This window comes from Halomonas heilongjiangensis (assembly GCF_002879645.1).
GTDB lineage: Bacteria > Pseudomonadota > Gammaproteobacteria > Pseudomonadales > Halomonadaceae > Halomonas > Halomonas heilongjiangensis.
On the sequence record NZ_PNRE01000093.1, the window covers coordinates 1 to 21640 of the forward strand.

At 68.5% G+C, this 21640-nt stretch carries 17 protein-coding genes; 11 read left to right on the forward strand and 6 right to left on the reverse strand.

Going from position 1 to position 21640, the window contains the following annotated elements; all coding sequences use genetic code 11:
• Together C1H66_RS20005 and C1H66_RS20010 are read left to right on the forward strand one after the other, a co-directional pair.
• Window positions 1-182: glycerate kinase (locus C1H66_RS20005; protein WP_146010747.1), on the forward strand; the 182-nt coding region annotated here is incomplete at its 5' end.
• Between the two features lie 140 nt (window positions 183-322).
• Window positions 323-796: a Dps family protein gene (locus C1H66_RS20010; RefSeq protein ID WP_102629641.1), complete on the forward strand. Its 474-nt coding sequence runs from the start codon at window positions 323-325 to the stop codon at window positions 794-796.
• 22 nt (window positions 797-818) lie between these two features.
• On the opposite strand, the gene C1H66_RS20015 is transcribed toward C1H66_RS20010, so the two are convergent.
• Complete coding sequence (locus C1H66_RS20015; protein WP_102629642.1) at window positions 819-2249, reverse strand: DNA recombination protein RmuC; 1431 nt, start codon at window positions 2247-2249, stop codon at window positions 819-821.
• A 145-nt stretch (window positions 2250-2394) separates the two neighbouring features.
• Between C1H66_RS20015 and C1H66_RS20020 the strand changes: the two genes are divergently transcribed.
• Window positions 2395-2754, forward strand: coding sequence for a hypothetical protein (locus C1H66_RS20020; protein ID WP_102629643.1), 360 nt, complete (start codon window positions 2395-2397; stop codon window positions 2752-2754).
• 69 nt (window positions 2755-2823) lie between these two features.
• Here C1H66_RS20020 and C1H66_RS20025 read toward each other — a convergent pair whose 3' ends face one another.
• Window positions 2824-4281 carry an aminoacyl-histidine dipeptidase gene (locus C1H66_RS20025; RefSeq protein ID WP_102629644.1) on the reverse strand — a complete coding sequence of 486 codons (1458 nt, stop codon included), beginning with the start codon at window positions 4279-4281 and terminating at the stop codon, window positions 2824-2826.
• 61 nt (window positions 4282-4342) lie between these two features.
• Window positions 4343-6499, reverse strand: coding sequence for a tRNA(Met) cytidine acetyltransferase TmcA (locus C1H66_RS20030; protein ID WP_102629645.1), 2157 nt, complete (start codon window positions 6497-6499; stop codon window positions 4343-4345).
• Between the two features lie 356 nt (window positions 6500-6855).
• On the opposite strand from C1H66_RS20030, the gene dctP reads away from it, so the two are divergent.
• The 4 genes from dctP (at window position 6856) to C1H66_RS20050 (ending at window position 11732) form a co-directional block, all read left to right on the forward strand.
• Window positions 6856-7959: a TRAP transporter substrate-binding protein DctP gene (gene dctP, locus C1H66_RS20035; protein WP_102629646.1), complete on the forward strand. Its 1104-nt coding sequence runs from the start codon at window positions 6856-6858 to the stop codon at window positions 7957-7959.
• 66 nt (window positions 7960-8025) lie between these two features.
• The gene (locus C1H66_RS20040) at window positions 8026-8529 is read left to right on the forward strand and encodes a TRAP transporter small permease subunit (RefSeq protein ID WP_102629647.1); all 504 of its coding nucleotides are present in this window, start codon (window positions 8026-8028) and stop codon (window positions 8527-8529) included.
• On the forward strand, window positions 8526-9854 hold the full coding sequence (locus C1H66_RS20045) for a TRAP transporter large permease (protein ID WP_102629648.1): 1329 nt from the start codon (window positions 8526-8528) through the stop codon (window positions 9852-9854). The genes C1H66_RS20040 and C1H66_RS20045 overlap by 4 nt, the downstream gene beginning before the upstream one ends.
• Window positions 9855-10022: 168 nt before the next feature.
• On the forward strand, window positions 10023-11732 hold the full coding sequence (locus C1H66_RS20050; RefSeq protein WP_102629649.1) for an ABC transporter permease: 1710 nt from the start codon (window positions 10023-10025) through the stop codon (window positions 11730-11732).
• Here the strand turns inward: C1H66_RS20050 and C1H66_RS20055 are convergent.
• The gene (locus C1H66_RS20055; RefSeq protein WP_102629650.1) at window positions 11622-12749 is read right to left on the reverse strand and encodes an ABC transporter ATP-binding protein; all 1128 of its coding nucleotides are present in this window, start codon (window positions 12747-12749) and stop codon (window positions 11622-11624) included. The two genes, C1H66_RS20050 and C1H66_RS20055, sit on opposite strands and share 111 nt — an antisense overlap.
• A 325-nt stretch (window positions 12750-13074) precedes the next feature.
• On the opposite strand from C1H66_RS20055, the gene C1H66_RS20060 reads away from it, so the two are divergent.
• Window positions 13075-14103, forward strand: coding sequence for a Fe(3+) ABC transporter substrate-binding protein (locus C1H66_RS20060; RefSeq protein WP_102629651.1), 1029 nt, complete (start codon window positions 13075-13077; stop codon window positions 14101-14103).
• A 79-nt stretch (window positions 14104-14182) separates the two neighbouring features.
• On the opposite strand, the gene C1H66_RS20065 is transcribed toward C1H66_RS20060, so the two are convergent.
• The gene (locus C1H66_RS20065) at window positions 14183-15088 is read right to left on the reverse strand and encodes a LysR family transcriptional regulator (protein ID WP_102629652.1); all 906 of its coding nucleotides are present in this window, start codon (window positions 15086-15088) and stop codon (window positions 14183-14185) included.
• A 177-nt stretch (window positions 15089-15265) separates the two neighbouring features.
• On the opposite strand from C1H66_RS20065, the gene C1H66_RS20070 reads away from it, so the two are divergent.
• The 3 genes from C1H66_RS20070 to C1H66_RS20080 are packed head-to-tail and all read left to right on the forward strand — an operon-like array spanning window position 15266 to window position 18833.
• Complete coding sequence (locus tag C1H66_RS20070) at window positions 15266-16642, forward strand: uracil-xanthine permease family protein (protein WP_102629653.1); 1377 nt, start codon at window positions 15266-15268, stop codon at window positions 16640-16642.
• Window positions 16639-18123, forward strand: a complete 1485-nt coding sequence (locus C1H66_RS20075; RefSeq protein WP_205738708.1) for an amidohydrolase family protein — start codon at window positions 16639-16641, stop codon at window positions 18121-18123. The genes C1H66_RS20070 and C1H66_RS20075 overlap by 4 nt, the downstream gene beginning before the upstream one ends.
• A complete protein-coding gene (locus tag C1H66_RS20080; RefSeq protein ID WP_102629654.1) occupies window positions 18120-18833 on the forward strand; it encodes a sulfite exporter TauE/SafE family protein in 714 nt (237 codons plus the stop codon). The genes C1H66_RS20075 and C1H66_RS20080 overlap by 4 nt, the downstream gene beginning before the upstream one ends.
• A 22-nt stretch (window positions 18834-18855) precedes the next feature.
• On the opposite strand, the gene polA is transcribed toward C1H66_RS20080, so the two are convergent.
• A complete protein-coding gene (gene polA, locus C1H66_RS20085; protein ID WP_102629655.1) occupies window positions 18856-21624 on the reverse strand; it encodes a DNA polymerase I in 2769 nt (922 codons plus the stop codon).
• Window positions 21625-21640: the final 16 nt, after the last annotated feature.

Sequence of the window (21640 nt, forward strand, 5' to 3'; positions counted from 1 at the left end):
TGGTGCTGGCCGGACGCCTGGCCCCGGGCTGGCAGGCGGCCTTCGACGAGGGGGTCAGCGCCGCCTTCGCCCTCGCCGATGGCCCCATGACCCTCGACGAGGCGCTGGAACGCTGCGCCGAGCTGCTGGCCGACCGGGCCGAGAGCCTGGTGCGGCTGCTGAGGGCGATGCCCGGGGCGTGAGACGGCCCCCTTGAAACCTCGGGTGCCCGTCGGCATGTCCTCTCATGCAGTAACGCTATGGAAACGATCGTCAGAATTCGCTTATCCGCTGCCCGGGCAGCGGCTTACACTCGCCCCATCGCGATCAAGGAGGCATCCGCATGAGCGACACCAATACCATCGGCCTGCACCAGGCCAGCGCCAGCCAGTTGGCCGAGAAACTCAACGAGCTGCTGGCCAACTACCAGATCTTCTACATGAATGTGCGTGGCTACCACTGGAACGTGAAGGGCCGGCAGTTCTTCCAGCTCCACGAGAAGTTCGAGGAGCTCTACACCGACCTGCTGACCAAGGTCGACGAGGTCGCCGAGCGTATCCTGACCCTGGGTCACCAGCCGGTGCACGCCTACAGCGACTACGTGAAGGTCTCGAAGATCACCGAGGACAAGAACGTCCACGACGGCGAGGCCTGCGTGCGGGGCGTGCTCGAGGGCTACCAGACCCTGATCGAGCTGCAGCGCGAGCTCCTCTCGCTGGCCTCCGACGCCGACGACGAGGGCACCGCTGCCCAGGCCGGCGACTATATCCGCGAGCAGGAGAAGACCGTCTGGATGCTCGGCGCCTATCTCGGCTGAACCACCGGCCCCGCTCGTGACGTCACGACGCCGCCCCTCCGGGCGGCGTCATCGTATCCGTGCCGGCCCCGGTCTCGCCGTCGGCGTCACTCCCCGCCGCCTCCTCGGCGACGCGTCGCAGGTGGGCCGGCAGCGGCTTGCGCATGCGCACGCCCAGCCGCTGCAGCTCTCCGGCCTGGGCGACCAGGCTGCCCTGGCCGGTGGAAAGCCGGCCCATCGCCTGGCGATGGCTCTCCCGGGCCCGCTCCAGATGGCGCCCCATGTCCTCCAGGCTCTCGACGAAGCCGCTGAACTTGGTCAATAGTCGCTCGGCCCGCTCGCCGATCAGCCGCGCGTTGTCGTTCTGACGCTCCAGGCTCCACAGCCCGGCCACGGTGCGCAGGCTGGCCAGCAGGGTGGTGGGGGTGACCAGCACCACCTGCCGGGAGAAGGCATCCTGGAAGAGCTCGGGGTCGCGCTCGAAGGCGGCGGCGAAGGCCGGCTCCACCGGCACGAAGAGGAACACGAAGTCCGGCGAATTGAGACCCGGCAGGTCGGGGTAGGCCTTGGCCGACAGGCCGCCGACATGGTCGCGTAGCGACTGCAGATGCGCCTTCAGCGCCGCCTCGCGCTCGGCGTCGTCGGCGGCGTTGACCACCCGGGTCCAGGCGGTCAGCGACACCTTGGCGTCGATGATCAGGTGGCGCCCCTCGGGCAGGTAGATCACCGCATCGGGGCGCTGGCGGCCCTGCTCACCGTGCAGCGAGACCTCGCGGCGATACTCGATGTCGCGTCGCAGGCCACTGCGTTCGAGCACCGTCTCGAGCATCAGCTCGCCCCAGTTGCCCTGCATCTTGCGGTCGCCCTTGAGGGCCCGGGCCAGTTCATTGGCCTCGTCGCCCAGGCGGGCGTTGAGGCCGGCCAACTGCTCGAGCTGGGCCTTGAGCGAACCGCGCTCCCGCTGCTCCTGGCCGTGCAGCTCCTCGACCCGGCGGCGGAACAGGTCGACCTGCTCGCGGAACGGGCGCAGCAGTGCCTCCAGGCTATCGCGGCTCTGCGCGCTGAAGGCGCGCTGGCGATCCTCGAAGATGCGCCCGGCGAGCTGGTGGAACTCCTCCTTGAGCCCGGCCCGCGCCTCCTCGAGCAGCGCCAGCTGCTCCCGGTGGCGGCTGGTCAACTGGTCCCGTTCCACCTCGAGCCGCGCACAGCGCTCGCGGTGCTCGGCCACCTGCTCCCGGGCAGCGGCCAGCGCCGCCTCGGTGGCCTCGAGCCGTTCGCGGCTGGCGTCGAGCTGGGCATCGCTGTGGGCCAGTTCCTGCTCGAGCCGCCGGGTGGCGACCTCCCCTTCGGCCCGGGCCCCCGCCAGGGCGACGACACGCCGCCGCCAGACCAACGCCCAGCCACTCGCCACCAGCAGCAGCCCCCCCAGCACCGCCGCCACCAGCCAGCCGGTCTCCTGCAACTGCTCGATCATCGCGTCCTCGAATGTGGAGAGAATCGGGAAAAGCCTGCCATATCAGCGAACACTGTTCGAGCGACGCTCGCCGGGGACTATACTCCCACCAGGAAACGCAGGGGTGAATCACCAACGTTATAGGCTCGTCCCCGGAGGACACCCCATGAAACGACTCTTGATGGCCGCCGCGATCGCGGCCCTGACCCTGGCCATGAGCCTGCCGGCGATGGCCGATCGCCACCGTCACGGCGGCTACGGCCCGCAGGTGCACCACCACTACCATCAACACGACTATCGCGCCGACCGCGGCCGGCACCATCACAAGCACCGCCACAAGGCGTATCGCAAGCACCGCGCGGGACCACCACGCCGCGTGGTCGAACACCACTACTACTCGGCACCGTCCCGCGACCGCTACTATCGCGACCGCCACTACCGTGACCGCCACTACCGCGGCCATACCGATATCCCGCTGGTCTCGGTGGACGGCTACCCGCTGCTGCGCATCCAGGTCAATCACTGACCCCTCGCCAGGATCGGCGCCGCGCCCCCGAGGGCCGGCGCCGACTTTCCTCGGGTGAGGTCGTGCCCGTTACTGAGCGAGGTCCTCGATCAGGCCCCTGAGCAACCCCCAGAACTCCTCGACGGAGGCCAGCTCCACCCGCTCGTCGGGGGAGTGGGCGCCGCGAATCAGCGGGCCGAAGGAGATCATCTCCAGGTGCGGGTACTTGCCACCGAGGATGCCGCACTCGAGTCCGGCATGGATCACCAGCACCTCGGGGTCGCTGCCCAGGTGCGCCTGGTGCAGGCGCCGGAAACGCGCCAGCAGGGCGCTCTCGGGGGCCGGGGTCCAGCCCGGATAGGCGTTCTCGACCCGGGTGCGGGCACCGATCAGCTCGAACAGCGCCCGGAAGCGATCGGCCAGGTCCAGGGTGGCGCTGTCACGCAGCGAGCGCACCAGGGCACCGAGCCGAAAGCGCCCCCCCTCCAGGCTGACCACGCCCAGGTTGTTCGACGTCTCCACCACGCCGGGCAGCTCGCTGCTCATGCGCTCGACGCCGCAGGGCGCCACGTGCAGCGCCCCGATCAGCATGCGGCTGGCATGGGCGGTGAGGGCCTCGGCAGGGCGCGCATCTTGCGACTCGAGCGCCAGCGACAGCCCTTCGTCCACCCCGGCCAGTTCGGCGCGCAGCTCGGCCTCGAGCGCCGCCACACGCTCGCGGGCATGCTCGCGCTCGTCGGCCGGCAGCGCCAGGGTGGCGAAGGCCTCCCGCGGCAGGGCGTTGCGCAGGGTGCCGCCCCGATAGTCGATCAGGCGGGCATCGAAAGGCTCGAGCGAGCGCAGCACCCGCACCAGCAGGCGATTGGCATTGCCGCGCCCCTTGTGGATGTCGATCCCCGAGTGGCCGCCGACCAGGCCGGTCAGCGAGAGGCGCAGGGCGACCTCGTCGTCGGCCAGGGCGGCGGTGGGCAACTGCGCCTCGACGACCACGTCGGCACCACCGGCGCAGCCGATGAACACCTGGCCGCGATCCTCGGAGTCCAGGTTCAGCAGTACCCGTCCTTCCAGCCAGTCCTCGGCCAGGTTCAGGGCGCCCCCCATGCCCGACTCCTCCTCCAGGGTAAACAGCGCCTCGAGTGGGCCGTGCACCAGGGTCTCGTCCTCGAGGAGCGCCAGCGTCGCCGCCACGCCCAGGCCGTTGTCGGCGCCCAGGGTGGTATCGCGGGCGTGCAGCCAGCCATCGGCCACATAGGTGGCGATCGGGTCGCGGGTGAAGTCGTGGGGATGGTCGGCGTTGGCCTGGGCCACCATGTCCAGGTGGCCCTGCAGGATCACGCCGGGGGAGCGCTCGTGGCCGGGGGTGGCGGCCTTGCGGAGGCGCAGGTTGCCGAAGGCGTCGCGGTCATGGGCGAGGCCCCGCGCCTCGGCCCACTCCTCGAGGCGGGCCACCAGGGCCGCCTCGTGGCCGGAGGGCCGCGGCGTGTTGCACAGGGTGCGGAAGTGGCGCCAGAGCGGCTGCGGCGAGAGTTGCTCGAGATGTGCGTTCATGCGGGTTCTTCTTCGGCGTTTACCGGGCTACCTTACCCACCGCCCCGTGGCATGGAAAGCCTCAGGCGACCCGCTCGCGCAGAACCGCCACCGCCTGGCGCAGCCGTGCCGTGACCTCCCGCTGCCCCGACACCCGCAGCCAGGCCACCAACCCGCCCGTTCCGTACCCCTGGAAGGCCCAGGCCACCAGCAGGCCGAGGTCGGGGTCATCCCGGGAAAAGCCCATGGCCAGGGCCCGGCGGGCCAGCGCCTGCAGTGCCGGACGGGCCAGTGCCGGCTCGCGATGGCCAAAGGCCACGTCGTCGATATCCACCAGGTCGCCGGGGCCCGGCACCGGGCCCTCCCCCTCGGCCAGCAGGGCCGCCGCCACCTCGGGTTCTAGCCCCGCGAGCTCGAAGGCCAGCAATCCCGGCAGCTGGCGCTGGAACCGTGCCTGGAGGTCGGCGGCCAGCCGCTCGCCACGGGCGCTGACCGGCGCCACCACCATCAGGGCATGCTCGCCGGTGGCCGTCTCACGGGTCAGCCCGAGCCGCACGGCGCAAAAGCCCAGCGCCTGCCAGAAGGCGATCAGCCCCGCCTCGGCACCGAAGCTCGCCCCCAGCAGGTCGATCGAGTCGTGGCGGGCCCGCTGCCGCTCGGCCTCGAGCAGGCGACGACCGAGCCCACGGCGCCGCTGGCCGGGGTGCACGGCGATCCGCAGCACCCGGCGCAGCCGTCCCGACAGGGCCTCGCGGCAGCCGGCGTGGGCGGCCAGCGACTGGGCCATCAGGTGGCCTCGCGGCCGCCGCTCCCCGCGGGCGACCCGTTCGGCCAGCTCGGCATCGAAGCCGCCTTCGTCGGTGGTGACCAGCACCGCCTGGGGGCTAATGCCCGCCGTCAGGGTCGCGATCCCCACCCCCGGCCCATCCAGCAGTCGCCGCAGGTCGCTCGGGGTGGTCCGGTAGTGAGCCTGGACGAGTAGCCCGAACAGCTCGCGGAGCCGCGACTCGTCGTTGGCCAGTTCGGCCCGCCGAGCGCGCCGCAGCGTCGGCGGGGCATCCAGGGCGTCGCCGGGCTCGGCGTCGAGCAGCAGCAGGCGAGTGACCAGGGCCTCCAGCGGATCGCCGGCCGCCCAGCGGATGGGCTCGCTCAGGTGGCAGGCCTGCCACTCCGGTGTCCGTTGCTCGAGTCGCCGGCGAAAGCGCAGGGCGAACCCTCGCCCCGAGCCCTCGTAGCCATGCACCGTGGTGGCGAAGGCGATGCGCGGGAAGGCCTCGAGCCACTCGCCGAGCAGGGCGGCGGGTATCGCCGCCGCCTCGTCCACCAGCAACCGCTGGCCGGGGCCGCCCACCTCGCCTCGCCGGGTCAGCGCCGTCAGTTCGTCGGGGGGCAGGAAGGCGACCCGTCCCGCGTTGAGCACGAAGGCGTGGCCCTGCCGGCGGCCCTCGGGGCAGAGCGCCTCGAGGCGCTCGAACAGCGCCGCCACGGCCGACGGACGCGGAGCCGTCACCAGGATGCGCGGCTCGCCCCCCGCCAGCAGCCGGGCGCAGGCGATGCCCAGCGCCGCGCTCTTGCCACGGCCGCGATCGGCGGTGAGCACCAGCGGACGGCGACGGCGTAGCCGGGTGAGCCGTGCCACGGCATCCGCCTGGTCGCGGGTCAGGCAATCCGCATCGGTGGAAGGCGGGGGCTCGGCAGGGGCGATGGGCAGCGGCGGCAACCGGAGCTCGCCAGCGGCCGGCCAGTGCACGACGCCGGGGGCGAGGCAGAGCTGCCGCGCCAGGCGTCGCAGGTAATGCGCGGTCAGCCCCTCGGCCCGGTAAGGGTGCTCCGCCAGCCGGGCGTAGTCGGCATCGGGCCGCCGGCCCCAGTCGGGAGGGGTCATCAGTACCAGCAGCCCCCCCGCCCGCAGGGTGCCGGCAAGCGCCCCGAAGGCGTCGGGGTCGAAACCGGCATCGTCGGACACCGCATCGATCACCAGCAGGCCCTGCTCGCCACCCAGCCGGGTCCGGGCCTTCGAGGGCGCCAGCCAGTGCCGGACCTCGAGCCCGGAGGGGGGCTGCGCCGCGACCCAGAGCGGTGCGGCCCAGTCACCGGACCGCCACAGTGCCCGGGCCCGGGAGCGGCACTCGTCCGGCGCGCCGGTCAGCCACACCAGGCCACGCCAGCGCCGCGCCGCCAGGCTGCGGGCATGGTCGAGCAGCGCCTCGATGGCCGCCATCGAGCAATCGTCAGGCATGGCAAGGTGCCTCCCTCCGGCTGAACTTTAGTCGTATCTTCGCGTGCTATTCAACGCAGCGGGCAACATCCGCGATGCTAATTGAGACGGCACCGAATCATTCAAACCATTGATTGAAAACTCTTTCCCCTGACCGCCCGGGCCGCCCGCGCCCGACCCCGGCGATCCGGTCGCCCTCCACCGGGCCCTATCGATTGTGACAGTCACCCCATGCTAGCTTGTCCTGCATGCCGACCTGCCCACCCGGTCAAGCCCACGGGCAGGCGGTGCCGCCACCGCCCCGAGACTACAATGGATGCGGCCTCGGCGTTTCTGCTTCTTCTCGACAACAGAACAACCCCACCAGGGAGCGCATCATGAAGAAGACAACCAAGCTTACTCTCACCGGCCTGGCCGCCGGCATCGCCCTAGCGGCCCTTTCCTCCACCGCCCAGGCCCAGGAGCGGTGGACCATGACCACCACCTGGCCGGATAGCATCGACCTGATCGAGATCGACCGCCACTGGGTGGAGCTGGTCAACAAGCTGGCCGGCGACGAACTGCAGATCGAATTCCGCGCCGGCGGCACCCTGATGCCCGGCACCGAGGTGTTCGACGCCACCGAGACCGGCAGCATCGAGGCCGCCGGCGACTGGCCGGGCTACTGGGCGGGCCGCGACTCGGCATTCTCGCCGCTGGCCGCCACGCCCAGCCTGTTCAACGCCTTCGACTACCTCAACTGGATCCAGCAGTGGGGCGGCTTCGAGCTCTACCAGGAGGTCTACGGCCAGTACGACATGGTCTACCTGCCCTACGGTATCACCAACAACGAGTCCGGCTTCATGGGTCGCACCCCCATCGAGAGCCTGGCCGACCTCGACGGCAAGCGCCTGCGTCTCTCGGGCCGCGACCAGGGTCGGGTGCTAGAGCGCCTGGGCGGCTCCCAGGTCACCCTCTCCGGCGGCGAGATCTACCAGGCCGTGGAGCGCGGCGTGGTCGACGGTGCCGAGTTCTCGACCCCGGGGGTCGACTACAACGCCGGCTTCGCCGAGGTGGTCGAATACTGGGCGACGCCCGGCTGGCACCAGTCGGCCAGCGTGTTCGGCGTGATGATCAACAAGGACGCCTGGGACGCCCTCTCCGAGGAGACCCAGGAGAAGCTGAAGATCGCCGCCGATGCCACCCTGGCCTGGTCGCTGGCCTGGTCCGAGCGCGAGTCGACCGAGGGTACCATCAAGTTCCAGGAGGCCGGCGTGGAGATCTCCACCTATGACGCCGAGGACATGGCCCGTATCCAGGAAGTGACCAACGAAGTGATCGTGGAAGGCGCCTGCGAGGATCCGATGCACGCCAAGGTCTACCACTCCATGGTCAGCTACCTGCAACACTACGCCAACTGGCGCGATGTCTCGGTTCCCTACAACATGAGCCGCAGCTTCGACAACCTGCCCGACCTCGAGGCCATCGAAGCCTGCCTGTAAGACGCTCCTGGTCGCCCCGGCTCTCACGCCGGGGCGTGTCAGTCCCGAGGTCGGAGACCGTATGCCATGAATGCGATTGCCAAGGCGATCGATACCCTCAACGAGGTGCTCGGGCGGGTCATCGCGCCGCTGATCGCCGTCGTCACCCTGGTGGTGCTCTATGACATTGCACTGCGCCTGTTCACCGGGCGACCCAGCGACTGGGCCTTCGACATCACCAAGATGCTGTTCGGTGCCCACTTCATGCTGATGGCCGCCTACGGCTTGCGCCACCATGCCCATGTCGAGGTCGATGTGCTCAAGCGCCTGCTGTCGCGTCGCAAGCAGGCCGTCATCGACATCCTCGCCTATCTGATCTTCTTCGTGCCCTTCATCTGGATGCTGCTCACCTACGGCTGGAGCTTCTTCATGCGCTCCTTCAGCCGCGGCGAGACCACCTACGGCATGGTGTCGATTCCCGTCTACCCGGTGAAGGGCGTGATCGTGGTGGCCGCCGTGCTGATCCTGCTGCAGGCCATCGCCATCGTCATCCGCGCCATCAAGGAATTGCGCCAGGAGGCCTCGGCATGAGTGCGGAACTGCTTACCCTGTTCATGTTCGGCGGCCTGCTGGTCGGCCTGTTCATGGGCCATCCGCTGGCCTTCGTGCTGGGCGGCGTGGCGGTCATCGGCGCCTGGCTCGGCCCCGGGCCCCGCGTGCTCGGCACCATCATCAACAACATCTATGGCAACGCCATGGACAACTACGTGCTGGTGGCCATTCCGCTGTTCGTGCTGATGGCGCGCTTCCTCAACGACTCGGGGGTCACCGAGCGCATGTTCGACACCATGCGCCTGCTGCTGGCCAACCTGCGCGGCGGCCTGGCGCTGACCGTGGTCATCGTCTCGGTGCTGCTGGCCGCCACCACCGGCATCGTCGGCGCCTCCATCGCGGTGATGGGCATGATCGCCCTGGCCCCGATGCTCAAGTATGGCTACAACAAGGAACTCAGCGCCGGGGTGATCATGGCCAGCGGCTGCCTGGGCATCCTGATCCCACCCAGCATCATGCTGATCCTGATGGCCAGCTACTCGCCGGTCTCGGTGGGCGCGCTGTTCGCCGGCGCCCTGGTGCCGGGGCTGCTGCTCGGGGCGCTGTATGCCCTCTATGTGCTGGTGATTTGCTACATCAAGCCCGCCTACGGCCCGCCGGTGCCCCCGGAGGAGCGTGCCGACACCTCCACCGGCGAGCTGCTGATCATGCTGGCCAAGTACGTGGTACCGCCCATGGGGCTGATCCTGGGCGTGCTCGGGGCGCTGTTCACCGGCGTGGCCACCGCCACCGAGGCCTCGGCCATCGGCGTGGCCATCGCCTTCCTGCTGTTCATGATCTTCGGCGACCGCAAGCCCTCGACCTGCTACCGCACCCTGATCGATGCCGGCAAGACCACCACCATGGTGATGCTGGTGCTGGTCGGCGCCACCGCCTTCACCGGGGTGTTCTCGCGCGGCGGCGGCATGACCGTGATCCACGAGCTGGTGATGGCCATGCCCGGCGGCACCACCGGCGCACTGATCCTGATGCTGTTCCTGGTCTTCCTGCTGGGGATGTTCCTCGACTGGACCGGTATCGTGCTGCTGAGCTTCCCGATCATGCTGCCGATCGTCGCCGACATGGGCGTCGATGTGCTGTGGTTCGTGGTGATGGTGGCCGTGGTATTGCAGACGTCCTTCCTCACGCCGCCGTTTGGCTATGCGTTGTTCTACCTCAAGGGGGTGGCACCCAAGGGCGTCGAGATCGTCGACCTCTACAAGGCGGTGATCCCGTTCTGCGCACTGATCGCGCTGGCCTGCGTGCTGATGGCCTTCTTCCCGCCCCTGGTCACCGGCCTGCCGTCGCTGCTGCTCGGCTACTGACCGACAGGCCTGGCTGCCGACACGCTGCCCGCCGTCACCCGACGGCGGGCAGCGTTATCCTGTGACGACCCACCGAAGCTGCAGAAACACCCACGAACTGATAGTATTTGCGGCCGTTATGGTCTCGCATTTGCGGCCCGAGACCCTGCCACCGCAAGGAGTCCTCGCTTGTCTAGATCCGCCAGCAGCGGGCTGTCCGCCATTGCGCACCGACTCTCGAACCGTTTCAACCCCTGGACCATCCTGACGCTTGCCATTGCCGCCGTGGTGGCCCTGCCGGTGGTGGTCATCCTCGCCCATGTCGTCATGCCCACGGGGGGGGTCTGGCAGCACCTCTCCAGCACCGTGCTGGGGCGTTATCTTGCCAATACCCTGTTCTTGACCGTTGCGGTGGGTGCCGGCACCCTGGTGATCGGCACCGGCACCGCCTGGCTGGTGGTCATGTGTCGCTTTCCGGGACGACGGATCTTCGAATGGGCCCTGCTGCTGCCGCTGGCCGTACCCACCTATGTGATCGCCTACGCGTATACCGATTTTCTGCAGTTTGCCGGACCGCTGCAGACCTGGCTGCGTGACCTCTTCGGCTGGAGCCATGGCGACTACTATTTCCCCAACATTCGCTCCCTGGGCGGCGCCGCGATGCTGATCACCCTGGTGCTCTACCCCTATGTCTACTTGTTGACACGGGCGGCCTTCATCGAGCAGTCGGTCTGTGTGCTGGACGTGGGACGCACCCTGGGACGGGGCCCCTGGAGGCTGTTCGGCGGCGTGGCCGTACCGCTGGCGCGCCCCGCCATCATCGGCGGTGTCTCGCTGGCCCTGATGGAAACCCTCAACGAGTTCGGGGCCGTGCAGTTCTTCGGCGTCGACACCTTCACCACCGGCATCTATCGCACCTGGTTCGGCATGGGCGAGCAGGTCGCCGCCGCCCAGCTCGCCGCCTGCCTGCTGATCTTCGTCATCGCCCTGGTGTTGCTGGAACGCTGGTCCCGCGGCAAGCGCAAGTATTTCCATACCACGAACCGCTATCAGCAGTTGCCCGAGTACCGCCTGCATGGCTGGCGCGCCCTGGGTGCCTTCGCCGCCTGTGCGACGCCAATGCTGATCGGCTTTCTGATACCCTGCGGCCTGCTGTTGCAGCTCGCCATCCAGAAGGGGGACTCGCTGTTCGGTACGCGCTTTTTCGACTTCGCCTGGAACAGCCTGTTCCTGGCCACGGTCGCGGCACTCATCGCCGTCGGCATGGCGGTCATCCTCAGCTACGGCATGCGCATCCACAACAGCCCGCTCACGCGGACGGCCACGCGTATCGCCGCCCTGGGCTATGCCATCCCCGGCTCGGTCATCGCGGTGGGCATCCTGATCCCCTTCGCCTGGCTGGACAGCACCCTCAACAACTGGCTGCACGAGCACCACGGCGTGATCATCGGGCTGATCTTCAGCGGCTCGGCCTTCATTCTCGTCTATGCCTACGTGGTGCGGTTCCTGGCCGTCTCCTTCAACGCGGTGGAGGCCAGTCTCGACAAGGTGACGCCCAGCATGGATGCGGCGGCTCGCACCCTCGGCGAGACCGCCACCGGCACATTGCGGCGGATTCACACCCCCATCATGCGCGGCAGCCTGCTGGCGGCCGGTATCCTGGTGTTCGTCGATGTCATGAAGGAACTGCCCGCCACCATCATCCTGCGACCCTTCAACTTCGATACGCTGGCCGTGCGGGCGCACAGCCTGGCGTCGGACGAGCGGCTCGCCGAGGCGTCCACCGCCTCACTGGCCATCGTGGCTGTGGGCATAATCCCGGTGATCCTGCTGAGCATCGCCCTGCGCCGCTCCCGCCCCGGCCACGGTGGCTCTGGAGGGAAAGACAAACACCTGTGACGGGTCGAGGTGGATATCCACCGGCTGCCCCTCGGCGGGCAGGAAGACGCCGGGCACCCGGGCATGCAGGTGGGCTTCGCGGCCATCCGCACCATGGGCACAGATATGCAGCAGGCTGCTGCGCCCCAGCAGCTTGGCCATGATCACATGACTGTAGCGATGTCCCTCGGGCGGCTCATCGCGTTCGGTGATCCGCAAGGCTTCCGGACGCACCATCACCTGGGCTCGAGTGCCCTCCGCCAGCCAACCGGCGCCCACCGGCCCCACCGGCGTCTGCACGCAGCCATCGCGCACCTCGCCATTCAGCTCGTTCACTTCACCGAAGAAGGTGACGACGAACGGGTCGCAGGGATGGCAGTAGAGCTCGCGCGGCGTCCCCATCTGGACGATGCGTCCTTCGCGCATCAAGGCGATGCGGTCGGCCATGAACATGGCCTCCTCCGGGTCATGGGTCACCAGCAGCGTGCCGGCACCCACCTTCTTGAGAACATGCAGCGTGTCGTCGCGAATGCGGTCTCGCAGCCGGGCGTCCAGGCTGGAGAACGGCTCGTCGAGCAGCATCAGTTGTGGTGCCGGCGCCAGTGCCCGGGCGAGGGCCACGCGCTGCTGCTGCCCCCCCGAGAGCATGTGCGGGTAGGCTTCGGCATAGGCGGCCATGCCCAGTTGCTCGAGCAGCCCCAGCGCGCGCTTGCGACGCTGCGGCACTGGCTCGCCCTTCAGGCCGAAGGTCACGTTCTCGAGCACGGAGAGGTGCGGGAACAGCGCCGAATCCTGGAACGCCAGGCCCACGTTGCGCTTCTCCGGTGGCAGGTGCCGGCCATGGGGTACCGCCGTGGCACCTCCGGTGAGACTCACGCTCCCGCGTTGCAGCACCTCCAGCCCGGCGGCAATCCGCAGCAGGGTCGTCTTGCCGCAGCCCGAGGGGCCCAGCAGGCAGACGACCTCGCCGGGGGCGACCTCCAGGTCGACCCCCTGCACGGCGGCAAGGCGGCCGAAGGCATGGTACACGCCCGCCATCGACAACACGGGGGCCTGACGGTTCGAGGCTGGTCCGGCTTCCACTTGGTTCGGTTTGCTGGTCATGGCATCAGGGCAGCTTGGTCGGAATGGTAAGAACGGCCCTTATCGTACCGGAAATGTCCAGCAAATACGTTTGAAATGTACTCGCATTCGCGATCTTTTCCACCACTTCCTGCTTTCCATCAGGGCATCAGCCACTTATCTACCCAGGCCGGCCTCACCAGGGCTTGACGGCAGGCCCGCGAAGACGTTCAATGACGATCGCGCTAATGCAACGTATTATCATTCAATGGCAATGCCTTCATCCCACGAGGTGCACACAATGATCAACCGCTACCGTCTTGCCGTTCCGTTCGCCGCCGCATTGGCCGGCTCGGCTTTCGCCAGCGGCGCCACGGCCGATGAGATCAACCTCTACTCGGCGCGCCACTACGATTCGGACGAGCGGTTGTACGATGCCTTCACCGAGCAGACCGGCATCGAGGTCAACGTCCTGGAAGGCGACTCCGATCAACTGATCGAGCGCATCCAGCGCGAGGGCGTGGCGAGCCCCGCCGACGTCATGATGACCGTCGATGCCGGCCGCCTGTGGCGCGCGGAGCAGGAGGGCATCTTCCAGAGCATCGAGTCCGACGTGCTGGCCGAGCGCCTGCCCGACGCGATGCGTCACCCCGAAGGCAAGTGGTTCGGCTTCAGCCAGCGGGCCCGCGTGATCTTCTACAACCGCGACAACTTCGACCCGAGCGAGATCAGCAGTTACGAAGACCTGGCCGACCCGCGCTTCGAGGGCAAGGTCTGCATCCGCTCGTCCAACAACATCTACAACCAGTCGCTGCTGGCCTCGATGATCGAGCACCACGGCGAGGAAGGCGCCGAGGAGTGGGCCCAGGGCGTGGTCAACAACTTCGCTCGCCAGCCCGAAGGCGGCGATACCGACCAGATCAAGGGCGTCGCCAGCGGCGAGTGCGACCTGGCCGTGGCCAACCACTACTACTATGTCCGCCTGCTCGACTCCGAGGACGCGGCGGAGCGCGAAGCGGCCGAGAAGGTCGGTATCCTCTTCCCCAATCAGGATGGACGCGGCACCCACGTCAACATCGGCGGCGCCGGCGTCGTCGCCAGCTCCCAGAACCGCGACAATGCCATCCGCTTCCTGGAGTTCCTCGCCTCCGATGACGCCCAGGCCATCTTCGCCTCCGGCAACAACGAGTTCCCGGTGGTGGATGGCATCGAGAAGGCGCCGAGCCTGGAGTCCTGGGGCGATTTCGAGAAGGATGACATCAACATCAGCATCCTCGGCGAGAACAACCCCGAAGCGGTGCGCATCTTCGACCGCGTCGGCTGGCGCTGAGCCCCGTCCCGCAGAACCCGAAAGCCCGCGGCGCCAGTGAACTGACCCCCAATAGTTGGACGGTTCATTCAGCCGGCGCTCAAGGCTCGATGGCCAGCATCGCCTCGCGCAGCTGCTCTGCGAGCACGGCGATGGCCATCGGCAGGGCGCGATCGCTATGCCCGCAGAGGGTCAACCTGGCCTTGGCGATATTCCGATCCAGCAAGGGCTTGAACAGCAACTCGCCATGAATCAGCTCCCTGGCGATGTCGAGCCGGTTGAGGAAGGCAACCCCGAGCCCGGCTCGAGCCAGCGACTTGAGGGTCAGGATGCGATTGCATGAGGCGAGCGGCTCGAGCGCGATATCCGCGCGTGCCAGCACCTGCTGCAGCGTCGAGCCATGATACATCTCGCTGTCCGGCAGTATCGCCGGGTAGGGCAGGCAGTCCCTGAGCCGCAGCGCCGCATGCCCGGCCAGCGGATGGCTCGGCGCCACCACCGCCCCGAATTCCAACTCCACCTGCTCGATGAAACGCACCCGCGGTGTCACCGCCGGATTGATGCAGAGGCCGATATCGGCGTCCCCCGTGACCACCTGCTCGAGAATCGCATCGGTCAGGCCGGTCATCACCACGAAGCGCACCCGGGGGAAACGCTCGCGAAACCCGCCGAGCACCCTCGGCAGCAACTGGTCGGTCAATGACTCGACGGTGGCAATCCGTACTTCGGCACAGCCGGTGCCGCGGATCTCGCCGAGGTACTCCTGCAGCCGGCGCTCGTCCCGCTGCCACTGACGCACCTGGTGGAGGATCAGCTCCCCCGCCGGCGACAGCCTGAGCCCTCGCGGCAGCCGCTCGAAGAGCGGCACGCCCAGCTCATCCTCGAGCTTGAGAATCTGGCGATTGATGGCCGAGGCGGCGACATGCAACCGCTCGGCAGCCTTGCGCAGCGATCCTTGTCGTGCCACCTCCTCGAAGTAGCGCAGCCCCGGCAACAGCAGATGCATGGCGGCTCTCCTGGCTCACTCAAACTGTTGCCATTAGGGCAACGATCAATACTAAACTTTATTATGGACTAGAACAGAGGGGCCTCGCTAGGGTTGCCATATCGGCAGACGACATCCGCCTGCCGAGGTACCGGCCCCTAGACAGAGCCGGTGAGCACAATAACAAGAGGATTCGAGATGAACACCACCCCCAGACCACCCGATGCGGTGGTAGAACCCGTCGATGAGCGACTGCCACTGGGCACCATGCTGCTGTACGGCCTTCAGCACGTCCTGGTGATGGCGGCTGCCCCGATCACCGCCGCGTTCCTGATCGGACATACCCTGGACCTGCCGGATGCCGTCACGGTGAGCCTGATGAGCGCCATCTTCCTCGCCTGCGGCCTGGCGGGCATCCTGCAGTCCGTCGGTGTGCTGGGCTTCGGCGCTCGGCTGCCCTTCGTCCAGGTGCCGGGCGGGGCCCCCCTGGTGATCTTCCTGGCGATCGCCCAGGCCACCGACCTGCAGACCGCCACCGGGGCCGTGATCCTGACCGGACTCTTCTACTTCCTGGCGCTGCCGTTCTTCACCCGGGTACTGAAGTACTTCCCGCCGATCGTGATCGGTACCATGCTGCTGCTGGTGGCGGTCAACCTGATCCGCATCTTCGGCGGCCTGATCACCGGGCGACCCGACTCACCGGAGTTCGCCAGCATGGGCAACATTGGCCTGGCACTGATCACCATCGCCTGTACCGTGGTCTTCGCCCGCGCCTTCACCGGCATGTGGCAGCGGATCGCGGTGATGCTGGGCCTGCTGGCCGGGGCGGCCGCGGCCGTGGTCACCGGTACCATGACCTTCGAGGGCGTATTGAGCGGCCCGCTGATCGCCGTGCCCCGGCCCTTTCCCTTCGGGATGCCGACGTTCGATCTGTTCGCCTCGCTGCCGCTGATCATCTTCTGCGTGGTCTCGATGACCGAGGCGACCGGCCAGACGCTGGCCACCGCCGAGATCGTCGATCGCAAGGGGGACCACAAGGCCATCGTGCCGCGTAATATCCGTGCCGACGCCCTGGGCTCGCTGTTCGGCGGCTGCTTCGGCACCTCGCTGATCATCACCAGCGGCGAGAACATCGGCATCATCCGCGCCACCGGCGTGCGCTCCCGCTACGTGACCATCGCCGCCGGCGCCATGCTGGTGCTGCTGGCCCTGTGCGCCCCCCTCGGCCGCCTCGCCTATGCCATTCCCTCCGCCGTGGTGGCCGGCACCGCGGTGATCGTCTTCGCCATCATCGGGGTCATGGGCATCAATATCCTGCGCCGGGTCGACTTCAACCAGAACGGCAACATGTTCACCCTGGCCGCGGCCCTGGCCATGGGCCTGATCCCCATCGTGGTCCCCGGCTTCTACAGCGCCTTCCCCTCGCACCTGCAGATCATCCTCGGCAACGGCCTGGCCATGGGCACCCTGACCGCCGTAGTGGTCAATATCCTCTTCCACCACCTGGGTGCCACCCAGCGGCGCCAGGAGAGCGAGGCCCCGCTCAGCGAAGCCCCCAAGGAGAACAAGGCATGACGCTCGTCACCGACTCTCGCCGCGGCGGCATGCCACCGGCATCGGCGCCGATGCCCGGCGACTTCGCGGCCGACCCCCTGTTGCTGGTGCCCGAGGAGGTATTGTTGCCCAGCGGCTGTGTGCGGGGGCAGGCGGTGCTGATCGCGGCCGGCCGCTTCCAGGAGGTGGGCGATGCCGACGCATTGATTCGACGCCACCCCGACCTGCGCCCCCTCGCACTGCCGGACCAGTTGCTGATGCCGGGCTTCATCGACACCCACCACCACTTGACCCAATCGCTGGGCAAGGCCCTGGTGTGCGGCGAACCCTCCGAGATCTTCAAGCGTATCTGGGTCCCCCTGGAGGGCAGCCTGGACGAGGAGCTGTTGCATCTCTCCGCCAAGCTGGCGGCCTGGGAGGCATTGCGCGGCGGCTTCACTACCGCCGCGGACGCCGGCACCCGCTCCGCGGCGGACACGGCGGCCATCGCGCGGGCCGCCGAGGAGACCGGCCTGCGCTGCATCCTGGGCCTGATCTGCAACGACCTGGGCGGGACGGCGACCGAGCAGGCCGCCGAGGCGATCCTCCGCCGGGCCGAGCACCACCTCAACCGCTGGGAGGACCACCCCCTGATCAGGCCCTCGCTGGCGATATCGATCCCGGAAGCGGCCAGCGACGGCATGCTCCATGCCGCCTCGGCACTCTGCGCGGAGGCCGGGGTCATCTTCCAGACCCATGTGAACGAACACCTCCAGGCCGTCGAGCGCTCCCTCATCGCCCGCCGCCTGCGGCCCCTGGAGCACCTGCATGCCGTCGGGGCCCTCGGCCCCCAGGCGCTGGTCGCCCACGCCACCCTGGTCACCCCCGACGAACTCAACCTGCTGCGCGATACCGATACGGCGGTCGCCTTCAATCCGGTAGCGAGCGCCTGGAAGGGCAATGCGGTGGCCCCGGCCCTGCAGATGGCGGCCCTGGGCATCCGCTTCGGCCTGGGTACCGATGGCACTCGCAGCGACGCCTTTCGCCTGCTGGATGCCGCGGAGACCAGTCAACGCCTGGCCTTCGGCCTCGCCAGCGGGGACGCTTCCTGCGGCGGCGGCTGGCGCTGGCTCGAGCATGCCACCCGGGTCGGCGCCGACGCCGCCGGGCTCAAGCAAGTGACCGGGGAGATCGCCCCGGGGCTCGCCGCCGACTTCCTGCTGGTCGATCTGGCCATCCCCGAGATGACCCCCTCCTGGGATCGACCCTGGGAGCTGGTACGCTACGCCAATCGCGACCAGCTCACCGCCGTCTTTACCAACGGGCGCTTGCGGCTATGGCAGGGATGGCCCGTGGAGTGGGACGGCCGCGCCTTGCTGCACCAGGTGCGCGAGGCCGCCGCTGCGGTGAGCCGGGCGCCGATCTACCGCGTGCACCCTACCGCCGCCGAGCACCGTAGCGGCCACCCGGGACCGGTCGCGGCCGGGCCCACCGACGGTCCGGCGGGGCGACACTGCCCATGAGCGAGCTATCGACCTTCGTGATGCTGGCCCTGGCCACCGGCGCCGCCGCCTTCATCCAGGGGACCGTGGGGATCGGTTTCGCGCTGATCGTGGCGCCGGTGATGGGGCTGCTGCGCCCGGACCTGCTGCCGATCGCCCTGCTGATCCTGATGCTGCCGCTCAACGGCTACGTGGGCCTGCGCGAACGCGACGCCATCGACTGGAAGGGCGTGGGATGGGTCAGCCTGGGACGGCTCCCAGGCACCCTCGCCGGTCTCGGCATCCTGGTGGTGATGTCCACCAATGGCCTCAACCAGCTGATCGGCGCCTCGACGATACTCGCCGTGCTGGCGGCGCTGTTCGCCCCGGTCTTCCAGCCGGGGCGCCGCGCCTGCGCCGCGGTCGGTGTCGTCACCGGGGTGACCGAGACCGCCACCGGGGTCGGTGGCCCGCCCCTGGCCCTGCTCTACCAGCACCGGCCGGGACCGGTGCTGCGCTCGACCATCGCGCTCTGTTTCCTGCTCGGCGAGCTGGTGTCGCTGGCCATCCTCGCCCTCGCCGGCCAGTTCCAGCTCCATCAGTGGCTCTGGGCGCTGGCCCTGCTGCCGGCACTGGCCGCCGGCAGTGTCGCCAGCCGCTTCCTGCACCATCGACTCGATGCCCGGCGGCTACGACTGGGCGTGCTGTCGTTCGCGCTGCTCTCCGGCATCGTGCTGCTGGTTCCCAGGTAGGCGCTCGCCGCTCCGGCAGCGCTCAGTGGGCCTCGTCCCAGTTGGCGCCGCTCTCGGCCTCGACGATCAGTGGCACGCCGAGCTCGGCGGCGGCCTGCATGCGGCCCTTCACCTCCTCGATGAAGGCATCCACCTGCGCCGCCTCGACCTCGAAGACCAGTTCGTCGTGGACCTGCATCACCATCCAGGCATCCATCTCGCCGGCCTGCAGCCAGGCGTCGACATCGATCATGGCGCGCTTGATGATGTCCGCCGCGGTGCCCTGCATCGGGGCATTGATGGCGGTACGCTCGGCACCCTGGCGCCGGGCACGGTTCTGGGAGTGGATCTCCGGCAGGTAGAGGCGCCGGCCGAAGACGGTCTCCACGTAGCCGTCATCGGCGGCCTGGGTGCGAATGCGCTCCATGTAGCGGGCCACCCCCGGGTAGCGGTCGAAGTAGCGGTCGATGTAGGTCTGGGCCTGGTGGCGCTCGATGTGCAGCTGGCGGCCCAGCCCCCAGGCGCTCATGCCGTAGATCAGGCCGAAATTGATCGCCTTGGCGCTGCGCCGCTGGTCGCCCGAGACCTTCTCGAGCGGCACGCCGAACACCTCGGCGGCGGTGGCGGCGTGGATGTCGCGGCCCTCGGCGAAGGCCTCGAGCAGGCCCTTGTCCTCGGAGAGGTGCGCCATGATGCGCAGTTCGATCTGCGAGTAGTCGGCGGCGACGATGCGGTAGCCAGGCCGGGCGATGAAGGCCTTGCGAATCTTGCGGCCCTCTTCCGTGCGGATCGGGATGTTCTGCAGGTTGGGATCCGATGACGACAGCCGACCGGTGGCGGTGACCGCCTGGTGATAGCTGGTATGCAACCGCCCGGTGGCCTTGTTGACCAGCTTCGGCAGCTTGTCGGTGTAGGTCGACTTGAGCTTGGCGAGTCCCCGGTGTTCCATGATCACCTTGGGCAGCGGGTAGTCCAGCGCCAGCTCCTCGAGCACGGCTTCCGCGGTGGAGGGCGCCCCCTTGGGGGTCTTCTTGATCACCGGGATCTGCTGCTCCTCGAAGAGGATCTGGCCGAGCTGCTTGGGCGAGCCGAGGTTGAACTCGCGCCCGGCGAGTTCATAGGCCTTGGCCTCGAGCTCGCGGATGCGGGTCTCGAGTTCACGGCTCTGGGCATGCAGCCGCTCGGGGTCGAGCGCCACCCCGGTGCGCTCCATGCGCGAGAGCACCGGGATCAGCGGTAGCTCGATCTCCTCGAGCACGCCGGCCAGCCGGCCCTCGGCCTCGACGCGCGGGCGCAGCTCGCGATGCAGCCGCAAAGTGATGTCGACGTCCTCGCAGGCGTAGGGCGCGGCCTGTTCCATGGCGACCTGGTTGAAGGTGAGCTGCTTGGCCCCCTTGCCGGCGATCTCCTCGAAGGAGATGGTCTTCTCGCCCAGGTACTTGAGCGCCAGGGAGTCCATGTCGTGGCGGGTCGCCGTGGAGTCGAGCACGTAGGACTCGAGCATGGTGTCCTCCAGCGGCCCGGCGACCCGGATGCCGTAGTTGGCCAGCACCGAGATGTCGTACTTGAGGTTCTGGCCGATCCGGGTCTTGCCGGGGTCTTCCCACAGCGGCTTGAGGGCCTCGAGCACGGCCTGGCGATCGAGCTGCGCCGGGGCATCGAGGTAGTCGTGGGCCAGCGGGATATAGGCCGCCTCGCCCGGCTCGAGCGCCAGCCCCACCCCGACGATCTCCGCCTCCATGTAGTTGAGGCTGGTGGTCTCCAGGTCGAAGCAGAAGGCGTCGGCCTCCTGCAGGCGCCCGAGCCAGGAGTCTAAGTCGGCCTGGGCGAGAATGACGTGATCCTCGCGCCCGGCGGCGGGGCCCGAGCCACCCGCTTCGTCATCCCCTACCGGCGTCGGCTTGCCGCCCTCGACGTCGTCCACCCCTTCGTCCCTGCCCTCCAGCAGTTCGGCAAGCCAGGCCTTGAACTCCAGCTCGCGATAGAGCTCGAGCAGCGCCTCGCGGTCCGGGTGGGCGATGTCCAGGTCGTCGAGCCCCACCGGCAGGTCGCAGTCGGTCTTGATGGTGGCGAGCCGGTAGGAGAGAAACGCCTGGTCGCGGTGCTCCTCGAGCTTCTTCGGCAGGGTCTTGGCGCCGCGGAAGTCGAGGCTCTTGATCTTGTCGAGATCGGCGTAGATGGTGTCCAGCCCCCCGCCGACGCCCTGCAGCAGGCCGAGCGCGGTCTTCTCGCCGACTCCCGGCACCCCGGGAATGTTGTCGACCTTGTCGCCCATCAACGCCAGGAAGTCGATGATCAGCTCCGGCGGCAGGCCGAACTTCCCCTTCACGCCGTCGACGTCCAGGGTCTCGTCCTTCATGGTGTTGACCAGGGTGATGTGCGCATTGACCAGTTGGGCCATGTCCTTGTCGCCGGTGGAGATCACCGCGGCGCGACCGGCCTCGGTGGCCCGGCGGGCCAGGGTGCCGATGACGTCGTCGGCCTCGACCCCCTCGACGCACAGCAGCGGCAGGCCCAGCGCCTTCACGCAGGCGTGCAGCGGCGCCACCTGGGAGCGCAGGTCATCGGGCATCGGCGGCCGGTGCGCCTTGTACTGTTCGAACAGCTCGTCGCGGAAGGTCTTGCCCTTGGCGTCGAAGACCACCGCCATGGGGCTGTCCGGGTAGTCCTTGATCAGCCGCTTGAGCATGTTGAGCACGCCCTTGATGGCGCCGGTGGGCTGGCCGCGGGACGTGGTCAGCGGCGGCAGGGCGTGGAAGGCGCGGTAGAGATAGGAAGAACCGTCGACGAGAACGATGGGCGTGTCGGCCATGTATCGGCATCCATTA

Excerpts from the sequence above, each read along its gene's own strand:
- C1H66_RS20010 (WP_102629641.1), top strand. The coding sequence starts at position 323 with ATGAGCGACACCAATACCATCGGCCTGCACCAGGCCAGCGCCAGCCAG.
- C1H66_RS20015 (WP_102629642.1), bottom strand. The coding sequence starts at position 2,249 with ATGATCGAGCAGTTGCAGGAGACCGGCTGGCTGGTGGCGGCGGTGCTG.
- C1H66_RS20020 (WP_102629643.1), top strand. The coding sequence starts at position 2,395 with ATGAAACGACTCTTGATGGCCGCCGCGATCGCGGCCCTGACCCTGGCC.
- C1H66_RS20025 (WP_102629644.1), bottom strand. The coding sequence starts at position 4,281 with ATGAACGCACATCTCGAGCAACTCTCGCCGCAGCCGCTCTGGCGCCAC.
- C1H66_RS20030 (WP_102629645.1), bottom strand. The coding sequence starts at position 6,499 with ATGCCTGACGATTGCTCGATGGCGGCCATCGAGGCGCTGCTCGACCAT.
- dctP (WP_102629646.1), top strand. The coding sequence starts at position 6,856 with ATGAAGAAGACAACCAAGCTTACTCTCACCGGCCTGGCCGCCGGCATC.
- C1H66_RS20040 (WP_102629647.1), top strand. The coding sequence starts at position 8,026 with ATGAATGCGATTGCCAAGGCGATCGATACCCTCAACGAGGTGCTCGGG.
- C1H66_RS20045 (WP_102629648.1), top strand. The coding sequence starts at position 8,526 with ATGAGTGCGGAACTGCTTACCCTGTTCATGTTCGGCGGCCTGCTGGTC.
- C1H66_RS20055 (WP_102629650.1), bottom strand. The coding sequence starts at position 12,749 with ATGGCGGGCGTGTACCATGCCTTCGGCCGCCTTGCCGCCGTGCAGGGG.
- C1H66_RS20060 (WP_102629651.1), top strand. The coding sequence starts at position 13,075 with ATGATCAACCGCTACCGTCTTGCCGTTCCGTTCGCCGCCGCATTGGCC.
- C1H66_RS20065 (WP_102629652.1), bottom strand. The coding sequence starts at position 15,088 with ATGCATCTGCTGTTGCCGGGGCTGCGCTACTTCGAGGAGGTGGCACGA.
- C1H66_RS20070 (WP_102629653.1), top strand. The coding sequence starts at position 15,266 with ATGAACACCACCCCCAGACCACCCGATGCGGTGGTAGAACCCGTCGAT.
- C1H66_RS20075 (WP_205738708.1), top strand. The coding sequence starts at position 16,639 with ATGACGCTCGTCACCGACTCTCGCCGCGGCGGCATGCCACCGGCATCG.
- C1H66_RS20080 (WP_102629654.1), top strand. The coding sequence starts at position 18,120 with ATGAGCGAGCTATCGACCTTCGTGATGCTGGCCCTGGCCACCGGCGCC.
- polA (WP_102629655.1), bottom strand. The coding sequence starts at position 21,624 with ATGGCCGACACGCCCATCGTTCTCGTCGACGGTTCTTCCTATCTCTAC.